The following is a 13264-nucleotide window of genomic DNA, read 5'->3' as shown; positions in this document are numbered from 1 at the left end:
CGTGCGCGCGCCAGTGCGGCGAACGGTCGTCATCGTCGGATCCGGGATCGCGGGCCTGACGGCGGCGATCCACTCCGCGCGCGACCACGACGTCGTCCTCGTGACGGCCGGCGGCATCGAGGACTCGAATACGCGGTACGCCCAGGGCGGCATCGCGGGAGCGATCGGCGCGAGCGACAGCGTCGCGGCACATGTCGAGGACACCCTCCGGGCGGGAGCGGGTCTCTGCACGGAGGACGCCGTCAGGATGTTGTGCACGGAAGCGCCTGAGCGGCTCCATGAGCTCATCGGTCTCGGCGTGCGCTTCGACCGCGTCGACGGGCGACCGGCCCTCGGACTCGAGGCGGCCCACTCGGCACCGCGCATCCTGCACGCCGGAGGGGATGCGACGGGCGCCGCCATCGAGCGCACACTCGCCGCCATCGCGCGCGAGAGGGCTGCGCTCGTCCTCGAGGACACCGTCGCGACCGATCTGGTGATCGTCGACGGTGTGGCCCGCGGCGTTCGCCTGCGTGACCGGCTGGGGGCATCCGTGCTCGCCGCCGACGCGGTGATCCTCGCCACGGGAGGCTTCGCCGGGCTCTACGAACACACCTCGAACCCGCCATCTGCTGGCGGCTCCGGGATCGCGGTCGCCGTCCGCGCGGGAGCCGCCGTCGCCGACCTCGAATTCGTGCAGTTCCATCCGACGGTGCTCACCGCCTCGGGAGGGTTCCTCGTCTCGGAGGCGGTACGTGGGGAGGGAGCGGTTCTGCGCGACGAGAGCGGCGAGCGCTTCCTGCTCGACGTGCACCCGGACGCGGAACTCGCCCCGCGCGACGTCGTGGCGCGAGCGATCGCCGACGCGATGCGGCGGCAGGGAGGTCGTCCCGTCCTCCTCGATGCGACGCACCTCGACGGCGGGCGACTCGACGCCCGGTTCCCGGGCATCGCCCGCCGTCTCCGGGCGGCCGGCATCGACTGGACCCGCGAGCCCGTCCCCGTGACGCCGGCCGCACACTACACGATGGGCGGGATCGCCACGGATCTCGACGGACGGACGACCGTGCCGGGACTCTTCGCCGTGGGGGAAGTGGCGCGCACGGGCGTGCACGGGGCCAACCGGCTCGCGTCCAACTCCCTCGTCGAGGGCGCGGTCTTCGCGGCTCGCGCGGCCGCAGCCCTCTCACTCCCGGGTCTTCCCGAACGACACCTCGCCGTCCCGCCGGGCAGGAGCTCCACCGTCGTCCTGCCCGAGCCGCCGGTCGGGCGGCCGCTCCCGGCCGGGGCGGCTCCGTCTCCCGCGCTCGGTCGGCTGCTCTGGCAGGAGGTGGGCCTCTCGCGATCGGACGCCGGGCTCCGTCGGGCCCTCACCGGCGTGGACGTACTCGCGTCGACGGGCGAGGCCGACCACGACGCGGCGATCGTCACCGGCCTCGTCGTCCGTGCCGCTCTCGAACGACGCGAGTCGCGGGGTGCCCACGCCCGGAGCGACTTCCCGACGACCGACCCCTCCCTCGCCGAACCGAGGTTCCTCGTCGGCGAGCGCTCGGCGGTCTCCGACCACGACCACGACCACGACCACGACCACGACCACGACCTCGAGGAGGCCACAGCGTGTTGACGCGATTCGACATCGAGACCGCGGTACGGGCGGCACTGCTCGAGGACGCCCCATGGGGCGACCTCACCTCGGAGGCGTTGTTCGCCCCCGAGGCCCACGCCGATGCCGCACTCGTCGCCCGCGAGGACGGCACCCTCAGCGGCGCCGAGGTGTTCATGGCCGCTTTCCGATTGCTCGACGCCGACGTCGTCGTGTCGCATCTCGCGGAGGACGGCACCCGGTTCGCGGCCGGTGACGTGCTCGCTCGGGTGAGCGGGCCGGCCCGCTCCGTGCTGCAGGCCGAACGCGTCGCGTTGAACTTCGTGCAACGCATGTGCGGGACCGCGACCCTCACGGCGCGCTTCGTCGACGCCGTCGCGGGCACCGGTGCCCGCATCGTCGACACCCGGAAGACGACGCCCGGTCTTCGTGTCTTCGAGAAGCATGCGGTCGTGTGCGGGGGCGGCCGGAATCACCGGCAGTCCCTGTCCGACGCCGTCATGGTGAAGGACAACCATCTCGCCGTCGTGACCGGCGGAGGGTCGTCGGTGATCGACTCCCTCCGCGCTCTGCGCGCGCGGCTCCCCCACACGACACACGTGGAGGTCGAGGTCGATCGGCTCGACCAGATCGACGATGTGCTCGCGGGCGGGGCCGACACGATCATGCTCGACAACTTCTCCCTCGCTGACCTCCGCGCCGGGGTCGCCCGCATCGCCGGGCGGGCCGTCGTCGAGGCGAGCGGCACGGTGTCCCTCGAGACGGTGCGAGCGATCGCCGAGGCCGGCGTCGACGTCATCTCGGTCGGCGCCCTCACCCACAGCGCACGGGCCCTCGACCTGGGCCTCGACGTCTCGATCGACGCGAGCGGCGCGCCCTCGTGATCTATCTCGACGCGGCAGCGACGACACCGGTGCGGCGCGAGGCCGTCGAGGCGATGTGGCCGTTCCTCACGAGCGAGTTCGGCAATCCCTCGAGCGTCCACGCCGTCGGCGAGTCCGCCGCCGGTGCCCTCGCCGCCGCGCGCCGCACGGTCGCTCGCGTCTTCGAGGTACGGGCGACGGGCGTCGTCTTCACCTCGGGCGGGACCGAGGCCGACAACCTCGCCGTCAAGGGGCTCTCGCTCGCGAACCCCCGCGGGCGCCACCTCGTCGTGAGCGCCGTCGAGCACGAGGCCGTCCTCCGGTCCACCGAGTACCTCGAACGCTTCCACGGCTTCGAGGTCTCGGTCGTGCCGGTGGACGACCACGGAGTCGTGTCGGCGGCGGCCGTCGGTGCGGTGCTCCGGGAGGACACGACGCTCGTGAGCGTCATGCATGCCAACAATGAGGTCGGCACCGTGCAGCCCATCGCGGGGATCGCGCGAGCCGCACACGCGGTCGGCGCCCTCATGCACACCGACGCCGTGCAGTCGGTCGGTCAGCTCGACACGCGATTGGGCGAACTCGGCGTCGACGCTCTCTCCTTCTCCGGCCACAAGCTCGGAGCGCCGAAGGGAACGGGCGCCCTCGTGCTCCGCGGCCGTCTCGACCTCGAGCCGCTCGTGCACGGGGGCGGGCAGGAGAACGGACGACGTTCCGGAACGGAGTCGGTCGCGGGCGCCGTCGCCCTCGCGACCGCCGTCAACCTCGCGGACGGCGAGCGTCTCACGATGGGAGATCGTCGTGCGATTCGAGACGACTTCATCGCCGCGGTTCGCGCGGTGTCACCTGGAGCGCGCCTCACGGGACATCCCAGCGAGCGGCTTCCGGGGAACGCCTCCTTCGTCTTCGATGGACTCGGCGGCGAGACGATCCTCCTCGAGCTCGAGAGCCGTGGCGTGGTCTCGTCGAGCGGCTCGGCCTGCGCGGCGGGGAGGACGGAGCCGTCGCACGTCCTGCTCGCGATGGGCCTCGAAGCGGACGCCGACTCGGCGGTCCGCTTCACGTGGGGTCCGACGACGACGCGCGACGAATTGCTCGCGGTCGCGCGCACCGTCGGCGACGCGACGACCGCCCTGCGCACCCTCGCGAGATGAGGAGCCGGTTCCGCCCGAGCGGGAGGTGAGGCAGGAGGCTGGAAGCGGACCTCGCCCGACGGGTGGGCCGCCGTCAGTCGCCGACGCCGACCGGTGCCGCGCGAACCGCGATCCCGCGCGCCACGACGAGCAGGTGCGCGTTCCGCGCGGAGATGAGGCCGCGCATGTACTTCTCGAGGACGACCTTCTCGACGAGGCGACCGAGGGGCCCGAGCGGGGCCGCGAAGGTGATGTCGTCGGTCACGAGCGTCCCATCGCGGTGCGGCTCGAAGCGATGCTCGTGTCGCAACCGACGGAACGGGCCCGCGATCTCCTCGTCGACGAAGAGCCTCGGGTAATCGACCGTCGTCAGCCGCGACATGAGGGTGAACGGCACCCCGAGGTGGCGCCCGCGCCACGCGACGTGCTCCCCCTGCTGCAGGAGTCCGCTCCGCCGCCCCGCGACGACCGTCTCCCGCGTAGCGACCAACGAGTCGAGATGAAGCCCGACGTCCCGCGAGAGGTCGAACGCCTGACCGGGTGTGAGCGGGACGACGGTCTCGAGGCGCAGGTGCACCGTCATGCGACGCCCGGCTTCGTGATCGCGGGTCAGCCGACCCGCTGGCCGTCGTAGTTCGCGCCCGGAACCGCGGCGGTGATGGGGATCTGGAGGGCCGTGAGGATCGCCTCGAACTCCACAGGGCTCATGACCTTGACGCTCATCTTCGCGTGCTTGATGAGTGCGTCACGTTCCGTGCGGGAGATGTGGTGGAGGAACTTGAATCCCACCAGCGCGACGTAGCCCGCTCGGACGTTCTTGAACGCCGTTTCGGTTCCGATCATGAGCATGTCGAGCCTTTCGAGGTCGCTTTCCTGAGGCACCGGCACGGGAGCGAGCGGCGCGAGATTGATCTTGGGTTCGGGGTCGATACTGACGTTGTTCTGCCGGACCTCGATGTGGAGGTGCGGCCCCGTCGATGAGCCGTTGTGACCGACGAGCCCCACCCGCTGGCCAGCAGCGATCGCGCCGAGCGGTGCGACCGAGCCCTTCTCGAGGTGTGCGTAGACCGTCTGGAGTCCGTTTCCGTGGTCCACGGTGACGCAGTTCCCGAAGCTGTTCGCCTCGAACTGCCCGTAGGCGAGGACGTCACGTCGCCAGACGACGGTGCCGGCGGCGGCTGCGTAGATGGGGGTCAAATGGCCGGGCGAGTAGTCGAGCCCCTTGTGGAACGAGCTGCACCCCGCGCACGGCGAACTGCGCGGGCCGAAATCGCTCCGGATGGGAACGCGCTTCGTGAAGGGGTGGTACCACGTGATGCCCGCCGCTTCCGCCTCCGGCAGCGATGCTGCCCCGAGCGCCTCGGCGATGAGGAGGGAAGCGGTGATCGCTCCCGCGCCCGCGACGATGTTCCGCCGAGAGAAGTGGGGGGTGAGAAGTGGCTCGGAACGAGTCATACGTCAACTGTGCGGGTTCACATCCGTTTACACCAGTCACCTCATCGGGTGTCAAGTCTCGGTTCGCGATTGAACGTTGCAGATCCTGCAGCGGCCGCGTGGTCGTCGGCCGCTTCGTCACCGAGGTTCCGTTCACGCTCGGAAAGCGCCAGCTTGGAGCGCAGCGAAGGGACACCAGTACCGCACTGCGGCGTGCTCACTGCGGGCGGCGGTGCCGAGGTTCGGCCCATCCACGGCGGAGGGTCGGGAGAGACGCGCCTCGACACGTCACCGTGAGCGATAGCGGAACCCGTCGTGATTCTCGGAGTCGCAGGGATCGAACGTAGCCGCCCGTCGTGCCTCGCACCAGCGGTGGAGCCGCACCCGCCGCGGGCGTAGCGTCGACGTATGAGCGACACACAGAACCCCACTCCGGCAGGCCCCGACGACTCCACCAGCGACGACCTCCGCGCGGCTATCGAGGAGGCCGTCGACGAGCACGAGGACGACGGCGCGGGCGCGATGGCCGATCACCTGCGCAATCGTGTCGAGGAGACCGAGGCGGAGCCGGAAGCGCCGGGCGACCGCGAGGACTGACGTCTTCCGTTCCGGCGGGATGGGCGGGCTGAACGCCGACGCGCAGCGTCGGCGACCCGAACACGGGCCGGACACGGACCGAGCACGCAACGAAACGGGCCATCCGCGCCCCTCAGGACGGAGAGTAGTCGAGTGTCTCCTTGTCGGGCAAAGGGTGGACAAGAAAACGGAGCCACCGTATCGTTTCCTCTTGAGCGCCGCGGCCGTGAACTTAGCCACCGATCGTGCGCCCTCCGACTCCAAGCTCGATGAAGCGCCTGGCGTTACGAAGACGGCCCCGCATCGACCCGAAAGATGCCGGGGCCGTCTCCATGCCCCCGCCGGAAGGGCGACTCAGGACTCGTTCGTCACCTCGTAGAAGGACGGATCGCTCGCGTCCCCGGGGGTCGCTCCGCCTTCGTGGCCCTCATCTCGAGCCCGGTACGTCACGCCCTCGTAGACGATCTCCGGTCCGGTGTCGTCGACGACGGCGACGGTCACGCCGCGGGAATTGATCAGTTTCGCCTTCATCCTCCGATGATGGGCGGCGACCCGGCGTCACGGCAATGCGTGGACCGTGTCGGCGACATGCGATAGGACCCGGCGGGTGCCGCGGGACGCGGCGGGTGCCGCGGGTCGGCGCGAATCCACTTGATCGGAAGCCGCAGCGGGCCCTATCGTTCGACTCATGGAGAGGACGATGCCGTCGAGCACACAGCCGGAGGCGGACTCGACGGTCGTGATTCCCGCGGTCGCGCTGGGCTTCGCGACGTGCGGCGCCGCGGCCCTCGCGACGGGCTCGGCGATCGGGTTCCTCGACCCGGTGTCCGAATCGCTCTTCGTGGTTCTCGTGATCCTCGGGTGGGTGCTGCTCGTCTGCGCGGTGCTCGTCGGCGGCGCCGCCGCGGTCCGCCTCGTCCGGGACGTCGTGGCGCGCCGACCGCTCCCCCTCGGCCCGACGATCCTCGTGACCGCGACGACGGTCGTGATCGTCCTCACGACCGTCGCCTACCCGTTGTTCGGAATGTCGGGCGGGGCGGGCTGAGCCGGGTGGGTCCGTCGGGCTCGCGTCTTCACGAGCCGACCGTCCGCCTCGCCATCGAGCAGCGCGAACGCCCGAGCGCGATGCTCGTCCCGCTTCTTCGCGTCCATGTCGTCGAGCAGCGAGACGACCATGCGCGACCGCGGGTTGGCGGCGACCCAGTCGTACGCGTCGACGAACGGCCCCATGGACCACGATCGCCCGACGCGCCGGTTGATTCCGCTCGCTCCGTCATATGTCAAGACGGGCGGACCCCCTGTCGACTCGCGGGGACGGCACGTAGCCTGGCCATCCGCACACGAAGGAGGAAGCGCCATGGCCGAACTGCACGATCCCCACGGCTCCGTCGACGAGACGCCGACCGTCGAGCCCGCCGAGAATCCCGAGCCCGCCGAGAATCCCGAGCCCGCCGACGACAGCGAGGGAACCCCGAAGCCGGATGGCCTCGGCGAGAGCGGCACCATCCCCAACGACCCGAACGGCGTGGCCGCGGGCCACACCGGCACGGCCTCGTCCTTCGAACCCGAAGAGGACGACCACGCCGAGTGACGACAGCACGACGAAGCCCCTCTCCGCATCGGAGAGGGGCTGCGTCGTATCGGCACCCGGTGGCCGCGGCGGCCGACTACACGTTGAAGCGGAACTCCACGACGTCGCCGTCCTGCATCGTGTAGTCCTTGCCCTCCATGCGGGCCTTGCCCTTGGCGCGGGCCTCCGCGACGGAGCCGGTCTCGACGAGGTCGTCGAACGAGATGATCTCGGCCTTGATGAAGCCCTTCTCGAAGTCGGTGTGGATGACACCCGCAGCCTGAGGCGCCTTGGCGCCCTGCGGGATCGTCCATGCGCGCGACTCCTTCGGGCCGGCGGTGAGGTAGGTCTGCAGTCCGAGCGTCTGGAAGCCGACGCGCGCGAGCTGGTCGAGGCCCGACTCCTCCTGACCCGTCGAAGCGAGCAGCTCGGCGGCGTCCTCGGGATCGAGGTCGATGAGTTCGGACTCGATCTTCGCGTCGAGGAAGACGGCCTCGGCGGGTGCGACGAGCGCCGCGAGCTCCGCCTTCTTCGCGTCGTCGGTCAGCACCGACTCGTCGACGTTGAAGACGAAGATGAAGGGTTTCGCGGTGAGGAGGCCGAGTTCGCGGAGGGGCGCGAGGTCGAGCGTCGTCGCGGACAGGAGCGTTCCCTGCTGCAGCGACTCGATCGCGGCCTTCGCCGTCTCGAGGACGGCGGGGTCGAGCTTGCGGCCCTTGACCTCCTTCTCGTACCGCGTGACGGCCTTCTCGAGTGTCTGGAGGTCGGCGAGCATGAGCTCGGCGCCGATCGTCTCGAGGTCCGACTTCGGGTCGACGGCTCCGTCGACGTGCACGACATCCGAGTCGACGAAACCGCGCACGACTTGAGCGATGGCGTCGGCCTCACGGATGTTGGCGAGGAACTGGTTGCCGAGCCCCTCCCCCTCGCTCGCGCCGCGTACGATGCCCGCGATGTCGACGAAGCTCACCGTGGCGGGCAGGATCCGCTCGCTGCCGAAGATGCCCGCGAGCACCTCGAGGCGCGGGTCGGGCAGGTTCACGACACCGATGTTCGGCTCGATCGTCGCGAAGGGGTAGTTCGCCGCGAGGACGTCGTTCTTCGTCAACGCGTTGAAGAGCGTCGACTTGCCGACGTTGGGGAGACCGACGATTCCGATAGTGAGAGCCACGAGGGTCTATCGTAGTTGCCCGCGTGGCCCGGGGCCGCCACGATCATCCGCCGGGAGCCGCCGCCGCGTCGATGTGACCGTCACGCCCAGCACCACGAGCGCACCGCCGAGCACCGTCGCGAGCGAGAGCGGGACGCCCACGGCCAGCCCGAGGAGCGCCGTGAAGATGGGCAGGAGGTTGAGATAGACGCCGGCCGTGCTCGCGCCGACCTTCTTCACCGAGACGTTCCAGAGCGCGAGCGACAGGACCGACGGGAAGATCGCGATGTAGAGGAGTCCGCCGATGGCCGATCCGTGGAGCGAGACGTCGCCGAGCTGCGGAATCACGAACGGTGCCAGCACGATCGTCGTGAGAGTCGCCTGAACGGCGGAGGCGGTGACGGGCCCCGTGGAGAGCCGTCGTCCGAGGATCGTGTAGCCCGTCCAGACGACGACTGCCCCGAGCATCCAGACGTGCCCCTCGTTGACGTCGAAGCGGAGGAGCGATCCGAGGGCGCCGCCGCTGATGACCACGAGGACCCCGACGAGCGACACGATGATCCCGGCGGACCGCCGCGCGCCGACCCGCTCGCGTGCCATGAGCCCGGCGACGACGGCGATGATGGCGGGGTTGATGGCACCGACGACGGCGGCATCGGTGGGCGTCGTGTGGCGGAGCGCCTCGTAGCTGAACACGCAGAACCCGACGAGCCCGAGGGCCGCGAGAAGGAGGTGCATCGGCCACTCGCGGAGCGCCTCGCGCCACCGAGGCTTCTCGACGACGATCGCGAGGACGATGAGCAGAGGCGCGGCTGCCGCCCACCGCAACGCCGTCAGGAGGAAGGGAGAGAGCTGGTCGACGACGACGCTGCCGAAGAGGAAGTTGCCCGCCCAGAACAGATTGGCGAGGACGAGGAAGACGTAGAACTTTCCCGAGCGCACGACGGCCAGGCTATCCGCTTCGGACCACGTCCGGGGAACGGGCGGATGTCGGTGGTGCGTGGTCGAGTGGCGGTATGCATCGGGGGATGTTCGCGGGGGCGAACGAAGAACGATCGGTGGTCGCCGAGCACCGGCGGCGCCTGCGCTCGCTCCGCCGTCGTCTGGCCCGACCTCAGTTGCCTCGGCCTCCCGTGCCCAGCCTTCACTCGCATCCTGACCCACCCCGAGACCGGCACCGTCGTGTCCGTCGGTCGCACGTCGTACGCCGTTCCCGCCGACCTTCGGCGACTCGTCCGGTTACGCGACGAACGGTGCCGATTCCCGGGCTGCGAACGCGACGCGGGCGGGTGCGACATCGATCACACGCGGTCGTGGGAGCACGGCGGGGCGACGGCTCACGACGATCTCGCCTGCCTCTGCCGCTCGCATCACCGTCTCAAGCACGCCAGCACGTGGCAGGTGTCTCGGTCCCCGGACCGGACGGCCCACCCGACATGGACGAGCCCCTACGGACGCGTCGTCACCGATTCGACCGATCCATCGTTCTGATCGCCGGAGAGCGTAGCTCGCGAGCCCGAGCGCCAAGAGCTGAACTCGCGCGCCTGATCGTCACGGACCGAACTCTGAAGCCTCATACTCCAAGCGAGACACGTTCATCGTCGGTGCGCTCGGAACACCTCGGTGACGTAGGCCATCTCCACGCGTCCGTCGACGGCGGAGGCGGCGACGAGCTCCGATACGCCGACGATCATGCGCTCACGGCCCGCCTCGTCGGCCGTCAGATACCAGCTGCGCGAACGGACGAGGTCGAGTACCTCCTCGAGCGTCAGGAGGTGGGACCACTCGAACCGGGCGCGTTCGAACGGACCGAAGTGAGGACTCACGACCGGATCCTCGCCGAGGTCGCGGTAGGAGCGCTCCGAGCCGGCGATCTCACCGAGGCGCCGCAACCAGTCGAGGCGCTCGTCCCGAATGTTCCAGACGAGAGAGAGGCGCCCGCCGGGCGCGAGGATGCGCGCGGCCTCGGCACCGGCACGATCCGGATCCACCCAGTGCCACGCCTGCGCAGCCGTGACGAGGTCGACCGAGCCGTCCCGCAGCGGGAGCGCTTCCGCTTCACCCACGATCGTCCGAGCCTCCGGGACCACGCGCGTGAGCACCGAGAGCATCTCCGCCGACGGATCGATCGCGAGCACGTCGAGCCCGCGCGCGACGAGAGCGCTCGTGAGCTTGCCCGTACCCGCTCCCAGGTCGAGGACACTGCTCGCACCGGTGGGGATCATCCAGTCGACCGCGGCCTCCGGGTAGCCCGGGCGTGACGTCTCGTAGATCTCGGCGGCGTTCGAGAACGACCGCGCTGCGACCCGCCGCGAGGAGGAGGCGGATACAGCGCTCGCCTCCCCCGCCGCTCCTCCGCCGCTGGCACCCATGCCGACGCCGACGCCGATGCCGACGCCGATGCCGGCTTCGGGTGAGGGATCTCTCGTCATCTCGTTCTCCTCGTTCGATCGGTCGGAGCCCCGCGTCGGGTCGTCCGGTGCCGTGGTTCGGTCGCTGTCCCCGCGGGTCCGCCGCGCGGTGTCGGGGGTGTGCCGCACACTCGACGTATGGACCCCATCCTCCTCCTCGTCGCCATCCTCGGGCTCGCCGCCGGGGCGGCATCCGGCTTCGGCCTCGGCGCCGCGATCGGACGCCGCCGGGCGGCGTCCGCACCGGCGACGACCGATGCCGCTGTCGCAGCCGCTCGGGCGGAAGCGGCGATCGCGTCCGTGCGCGCCGAGGAGGCGACGCGACGCTCGGCCCTCGAAGCGGAGCTCGCGGCCATGTCGGCCGCTCTCGACGGTGTGCGCGAGCAGCTCGACGCCGAGCGGGCCGAACGAGCGGCTCGCGACGACCGTGAACGCGACGAGCGCCGCGTGCTCGAGGCGCTCGCGCCGGTGCGCGAGACGCTCCAGACGATGCAGCGCACGGTGGCCGAGCTCGAGCAGCAACGCAGCGAGCAGTTCGGGTCGCTCGCGGAACAGCTCGCGGCTTCACGACAATCCGACGAACACCTCCGCGCGACGACGGAGTCCCTCGCGAGCGCCTTGCGCTCGAACAGCGCCCGAGGCGTCTGGGGCGAGACCCAATTGAAGCGCGTCGTCGAGGTCGCGGGGCTCACCCAGTACGTCGATTTCGATCTGCAGCACTCGATCACGACCGATGGCGGCTCGTTCCGCCCCGACATGGTCGTCCGCCTCCCCGGCGGCACCTCCGTCGCGGTCGACGCGAAGGTCCCCCTCGAGCACTTCCTCGAAGCCTCGGCCATCGCACCGACGGCCACCGGTGAGAGCGGAGCGCGGCGCGCGGCCCTCGTCGACCGGCACGTCAAGGCGGTACGCGGCCACGTCGATGCCCTCGGGAAGAAGGCCTACTGGCAGGGCTTCAGCTCGAGCCCCGAGTTCGTGATCGCCTTCGTCCCGAGCGAGTCGCTCCTCTCCGCCGCCCTCGAAGCCGACCCGAGCCTCCTCGACTACGCCTTCGGAAAGCGGGTGGCACTCGCCTCCCCCGTCACCCTCTGGTCCGTCCTCAAGACGGTCGCCTCGGCGTGGCAGCAGCAGACGGTCACCGACGAGGCGAGGAAGCTCTTCGAGCTCGGATCGGGGCTCTACGACCGACTCGGAACGCTCGCCGGTCACGCCGATGCACTCCGTCGCGCCCTCGAGCGCACCGTGGACAGCTACAACAGCTTCGCGAACTCGCTCGAGTCCCGCGTGCTCGTCACTGCTCGACAGTTCCCCGGGGTCGACGAGACGAAGCTCATCGAGGTGCAGAAGCCCATCACGTCGGCGCCGCGCAAGCTCACGGCCATCGAATTCGACGTCGACCGCGATCAGGAACGAGACCCGGCCGAGCGCGCGAGCTGATCAGAGTCGTCGGCTGCGCCCGCCGACTCGACGAAGTAGCCGGCCCGGCGATGCGCCGGCCCATCGTCCGGTCGACTCGTCGGCTAGATCCAGCGCTCGCGGACGTGGTCCGCCTGAATGCGCCGCACCGTGCCCGAGTGACTGCGGAAGATGATGCTCGAGGTACTCACGATGGGGCCGTCGGTGGAGACACCCGCGACGAGTTCGCCGTCGGTGACGCCCGTCGCCACGAACAGGGTGTTGTCCCCCGCGACGAGCTCGTCCGCCGAATAGACGTAGTCGAACATGAGGCCCGCGGCGAGTCCGCGTTCCCGCTCCTCCGCGGTCTTCGGCGCGAGTCGGCCCTGGATGAGCCCGCCGAGCGCCTTGATCGCGCACGCCGTCGCGACGCCTTCGGGGCTGCCGCCCGTTCCGATGCACATGTCCACGCGGTGGTCGTAGCGGGCCGCATTGATACCCCCGGCGACGTCACCGTCGAGCATCAGGCGCGTGTGCGCTCCCGCCGCGCGGATCTCTTCGATGAGCCCCTCGTGACGCGGCCGGTCGAGCACGGCGACGCGGATGTCCGCGACGGGCTTGCCCTTGGCCTTCGCGAGTTCGCGGATGTTCTCCCCGACGGTCTGGTCGAGGTGCACCGCCCCGTGGCCCTCGGGCCCCGTGACGATCTTGTCCATGTAGAACACGGTCGACGCGTCGAGCATCGTGCCGCGGTCGGAGACCGCGATCATCGAGATCGCGTTGGGTCGGCCCGTCGCGGTGAGCGACGTGCCGTCGATCGGGTCGACCGCGATGTCGCACTGTGGCCCGGAGCCGTTGCCGACGTGCTCGCCGTTGAAGAGCATCGGGGCCTCGTCCTTCTCGCCCTCGCCGATCACGACGACGCCGTCGAAGTTGACGGTTCCGAGGAAGGTCCGCATCGCGTCGACCGCGGCGCCGTCGGCGCCGAGCTTGTCCCCGCGGCCGATGAACGGCACGGCGCGGATGGCGGCGGCCTCGGTGGCCCGGACGATCTCGAGAGCGAGGTTCCGATCCGGATTCGAGGCGTACGAGGGGGTGTCGTTCTGGACGGTGGGCATGGGTCCTCCCGGGGAGCGCGAGTCGGCGGCGA

15 protein-coding genes are annotated in these 13264 nt (G+C 70.3%); 7 read left to right on the top strand and 8 right to left on the bottom strand.

The genetic code is table 11. From position 1 onward, the window contains the following. Nucleotide 1: 1 nt before the first annotated feature. Genes nadB through ELQ90_RS12955 form a run of 3 tightly spaced genes read left to right on the top strand, consistent with a single transcriptional unit; the run spans nt 2 to nt 3599 of the window. Entirely contained in the window at nt 2-1603 is a 1602-nt protein-coding gene (nadB, locus tag ELQ90_RS12965; RefSeq protein WP_243696173.1) for an L-aspartate oxidase, read from the top strand. Continuing rightward, the gene (gene nadC, locus ELQ90_RS12960; protein ID WP_128495706.1) at nt 1597-2466 is read left to right on the top strand and encodes a carboxylating nicotinate-nucleotide diphosphorylase; all 870 of its coding nucleotides are present in this window, start codon (nt 1597-1599) and stop codon (nt 2464-2466) included. The genes nadB and nadC overlap by 7 nt, the downstream gene beginning before the upstream one ends. Further along, the gene (locus tag ELQ90_RS12955; RefSeq protein WP_128495705.1) at nt 2463-3599 is read left to right on the top strand and encodes a cysteine desulfurase family protein; all 1137 of its coding nucleotides are present in this window, start codon (nt 2463-2465) and stop codon (nt 3597-3599) included. The genes nadC and ELQ90_RS12955 overlap by 4 nt, the downstream gene beginning before the upstream one ends. 73 nt (nt 3600-3672) lie before the next feature. Here the strand turns inward: ELQ90_RS12955 and ELQ90_RS12950 are convergent, their stop codons facing one another. Both ELQ90_RS12950 and ELQ90_RS12945 read right to left on the bottom strand, forming a co-directional pair. Next, nucleotides 3673-4161, bottom strand: coding sequence for an SRPBCC family protein (locus tag ELQ90_RS12950; protein ID WP_128495704.1), 489 nt, complete (start codon nt 4159-4161; stop codon nt 3673-3675). 26 nt (nt 4162-4187) lie between these two features. Further along, nucleotides 4188-5033, bottom strand: coding sequence for a M23 family metallopeptidase (locus ELQ90_RS12945; protein ID WP_128495703.1), 846 nt, complete (start codon nt 5031-5033; stop codon nt 4188-4190). Between the two features lie 387 nt (nt 5034-5420). On the opposite strand from ELQ90_RS12945, the gene ELQ90_RS12940 reads away from it, so the two are divergent. Beyond that, complete coding sequence (locus ELQ90_RS12940) at nt 5421-5609, top strand: hypothetical protein (protein WP_128495702.1); 189 nt, start codon at nt 5421-5423, stop codon at nt 5607-5609. A 333-nt stretch (nt 5610-5942) separates the two neighbouring features. On the opposite strand, the gene ELQ90_RS16680 is transcribed toward ELQ90_RS12940, so the two are convergent. Continuing rightward, nucleotides 5943-6119 (bottom strand): hypothetical protein, encoded by a 177-nt coding sequence (locus tag ELQ90_RS16680; RefSeq protein ID WP_166409054.1) that lies wholly within the window; start codon nt 6117-6119, stop codon nt 5943-5945. Between the two features lie 157 nt (nt 6120-6276). Between ELQ90_RS16680 and ELQ90_RS12935 the strand changes: the two genes are divergently transcribed. Continuing rightward, nucleotides 6277-6633 (top strand): hypothetical protein, encoded by a 357-nt coding sequence (locus ELQ90_RS12935; protein ID WP_128495701.1) that lies wholly within the window; start codon nt 6277-6279, stop codon nt 6631-6633. On the opposite strand, the gene ELQ90_RS12930 is transcribed toward ELQ90_RS12935, so the two are convergent. Continuing rightward, nucleotides 6597-6818, bottom strand: coding sequence for a hypothetical protein (locus tag ELQ90_RS12930; RefSeq protein WP_128495700.1), 222 nt, complete (start codon nt 6816-6818; stop codon nt 6597-6599). The genes ELQ90_RS12935 and ELQ90_RS12930 overlap by 37 nt on opposite strands. 127 nt (nt 6819-6945) lie before the next feature. On the opposite strand from ELQ90_RS12930, the gene ELQ90_RS12925 reads away from it, so the two are divergent. Beyond that, nucleotides 6946-7179, top strand: a complete 234-nt coding sequence (locus tag ELQ90_RS12925) for a hypothetical protein (protein ID WP_128495699.1) — start codon at nt 6946-6948, stop codon at nt 7177-7179. Nucleotides 7180-7255: 76 nt separating this feature from the next. Here ELQ90_RS12925 and ychF read toward each other — a convergent pair whose 3' ends face one another. The 3 genes from ychF to ELQ90_RS12910 form a co-directional block, all read right to left on the bottom strand. Further along, a complete protein-coding gene (gene ychF / locus ELQ90_RS12920) occupies nt 7256-8329 on the bottom strand; it encodes a redox-regulated ATPase YchF (protein WP_128495698.1) in 1074 nt (357 codons plus the stop codon). A gap of 6 nt (nt 8330-8335) precedes the next feature. Then, nucleotides 8336-9250: a DMT family transporter gene (locus ELQ90_RS12915; protein WP_166409052.1), complete on the bottom strand. Its 915-nt coding sequence runs from the start codon at nt 9248-9250 to the stop codon at nt 8336-8338. 653 nt (nt 9251-9903) lie between these two features. Continuing rightward, a complete protein-coding gene (locus tag ELQ90_RS12910) occupies nt 9904-10740 on the bottom strand; it encodes a class I SAM-dependent methyltransferase (protein WP_208020658.1) in 837 nt (278 codons plus the stop codon). A gap of 117 nt (nt 10741-10857) precedes the next feature. Here ELQ90_RS12910 and ELQ90_RS12905 point away from each other — a divergent pair, with 117 nt between their 5' ends. Then, nucleotides 10858-12156: a DNA recombination protein RmuC gene (locus tag ELQ90_RS12905; protein ID WP_128495696.1), complete on the top strand. Its 1299-nt coding sequence runs from the start codon at nt 10858-10860 to the stop codon at nt 12154-12156. An 83-nt stretch (nt 12157-12239) separates the two neighbouring features. Here the strand turns inward: ELQ90_RS12905 and glpX are convergent, their stop codons facing one another. After that, nucleotides 12240-13232 (bottom strand): class II fructose-bisphosphatase, encoded by a 993-nt coding sequence (glpX, locus tag ELQ90_RS12900; RefSeq protein WP_128495695.1) that lies wholly within the window; start codon nt 13230-13232, stop codon nt 12240-12242. Between the last annotated feature and the right edge of the window lie 32 nt (nt 13233-13264).

Origin of the sequence: Labedella phragmitis (genome assembly GCF_004078635.1) — a bacterium.
Taxonomy (GTDB): Bacteria; Actinomycetota; Actinomycetes; order Actinomycetales; family Microbacteriaceae; genus Labedella; species Labedella phragmitis.
This window is presented reverse-complemented; position numbering and strand designations above follow the sequence as displayed.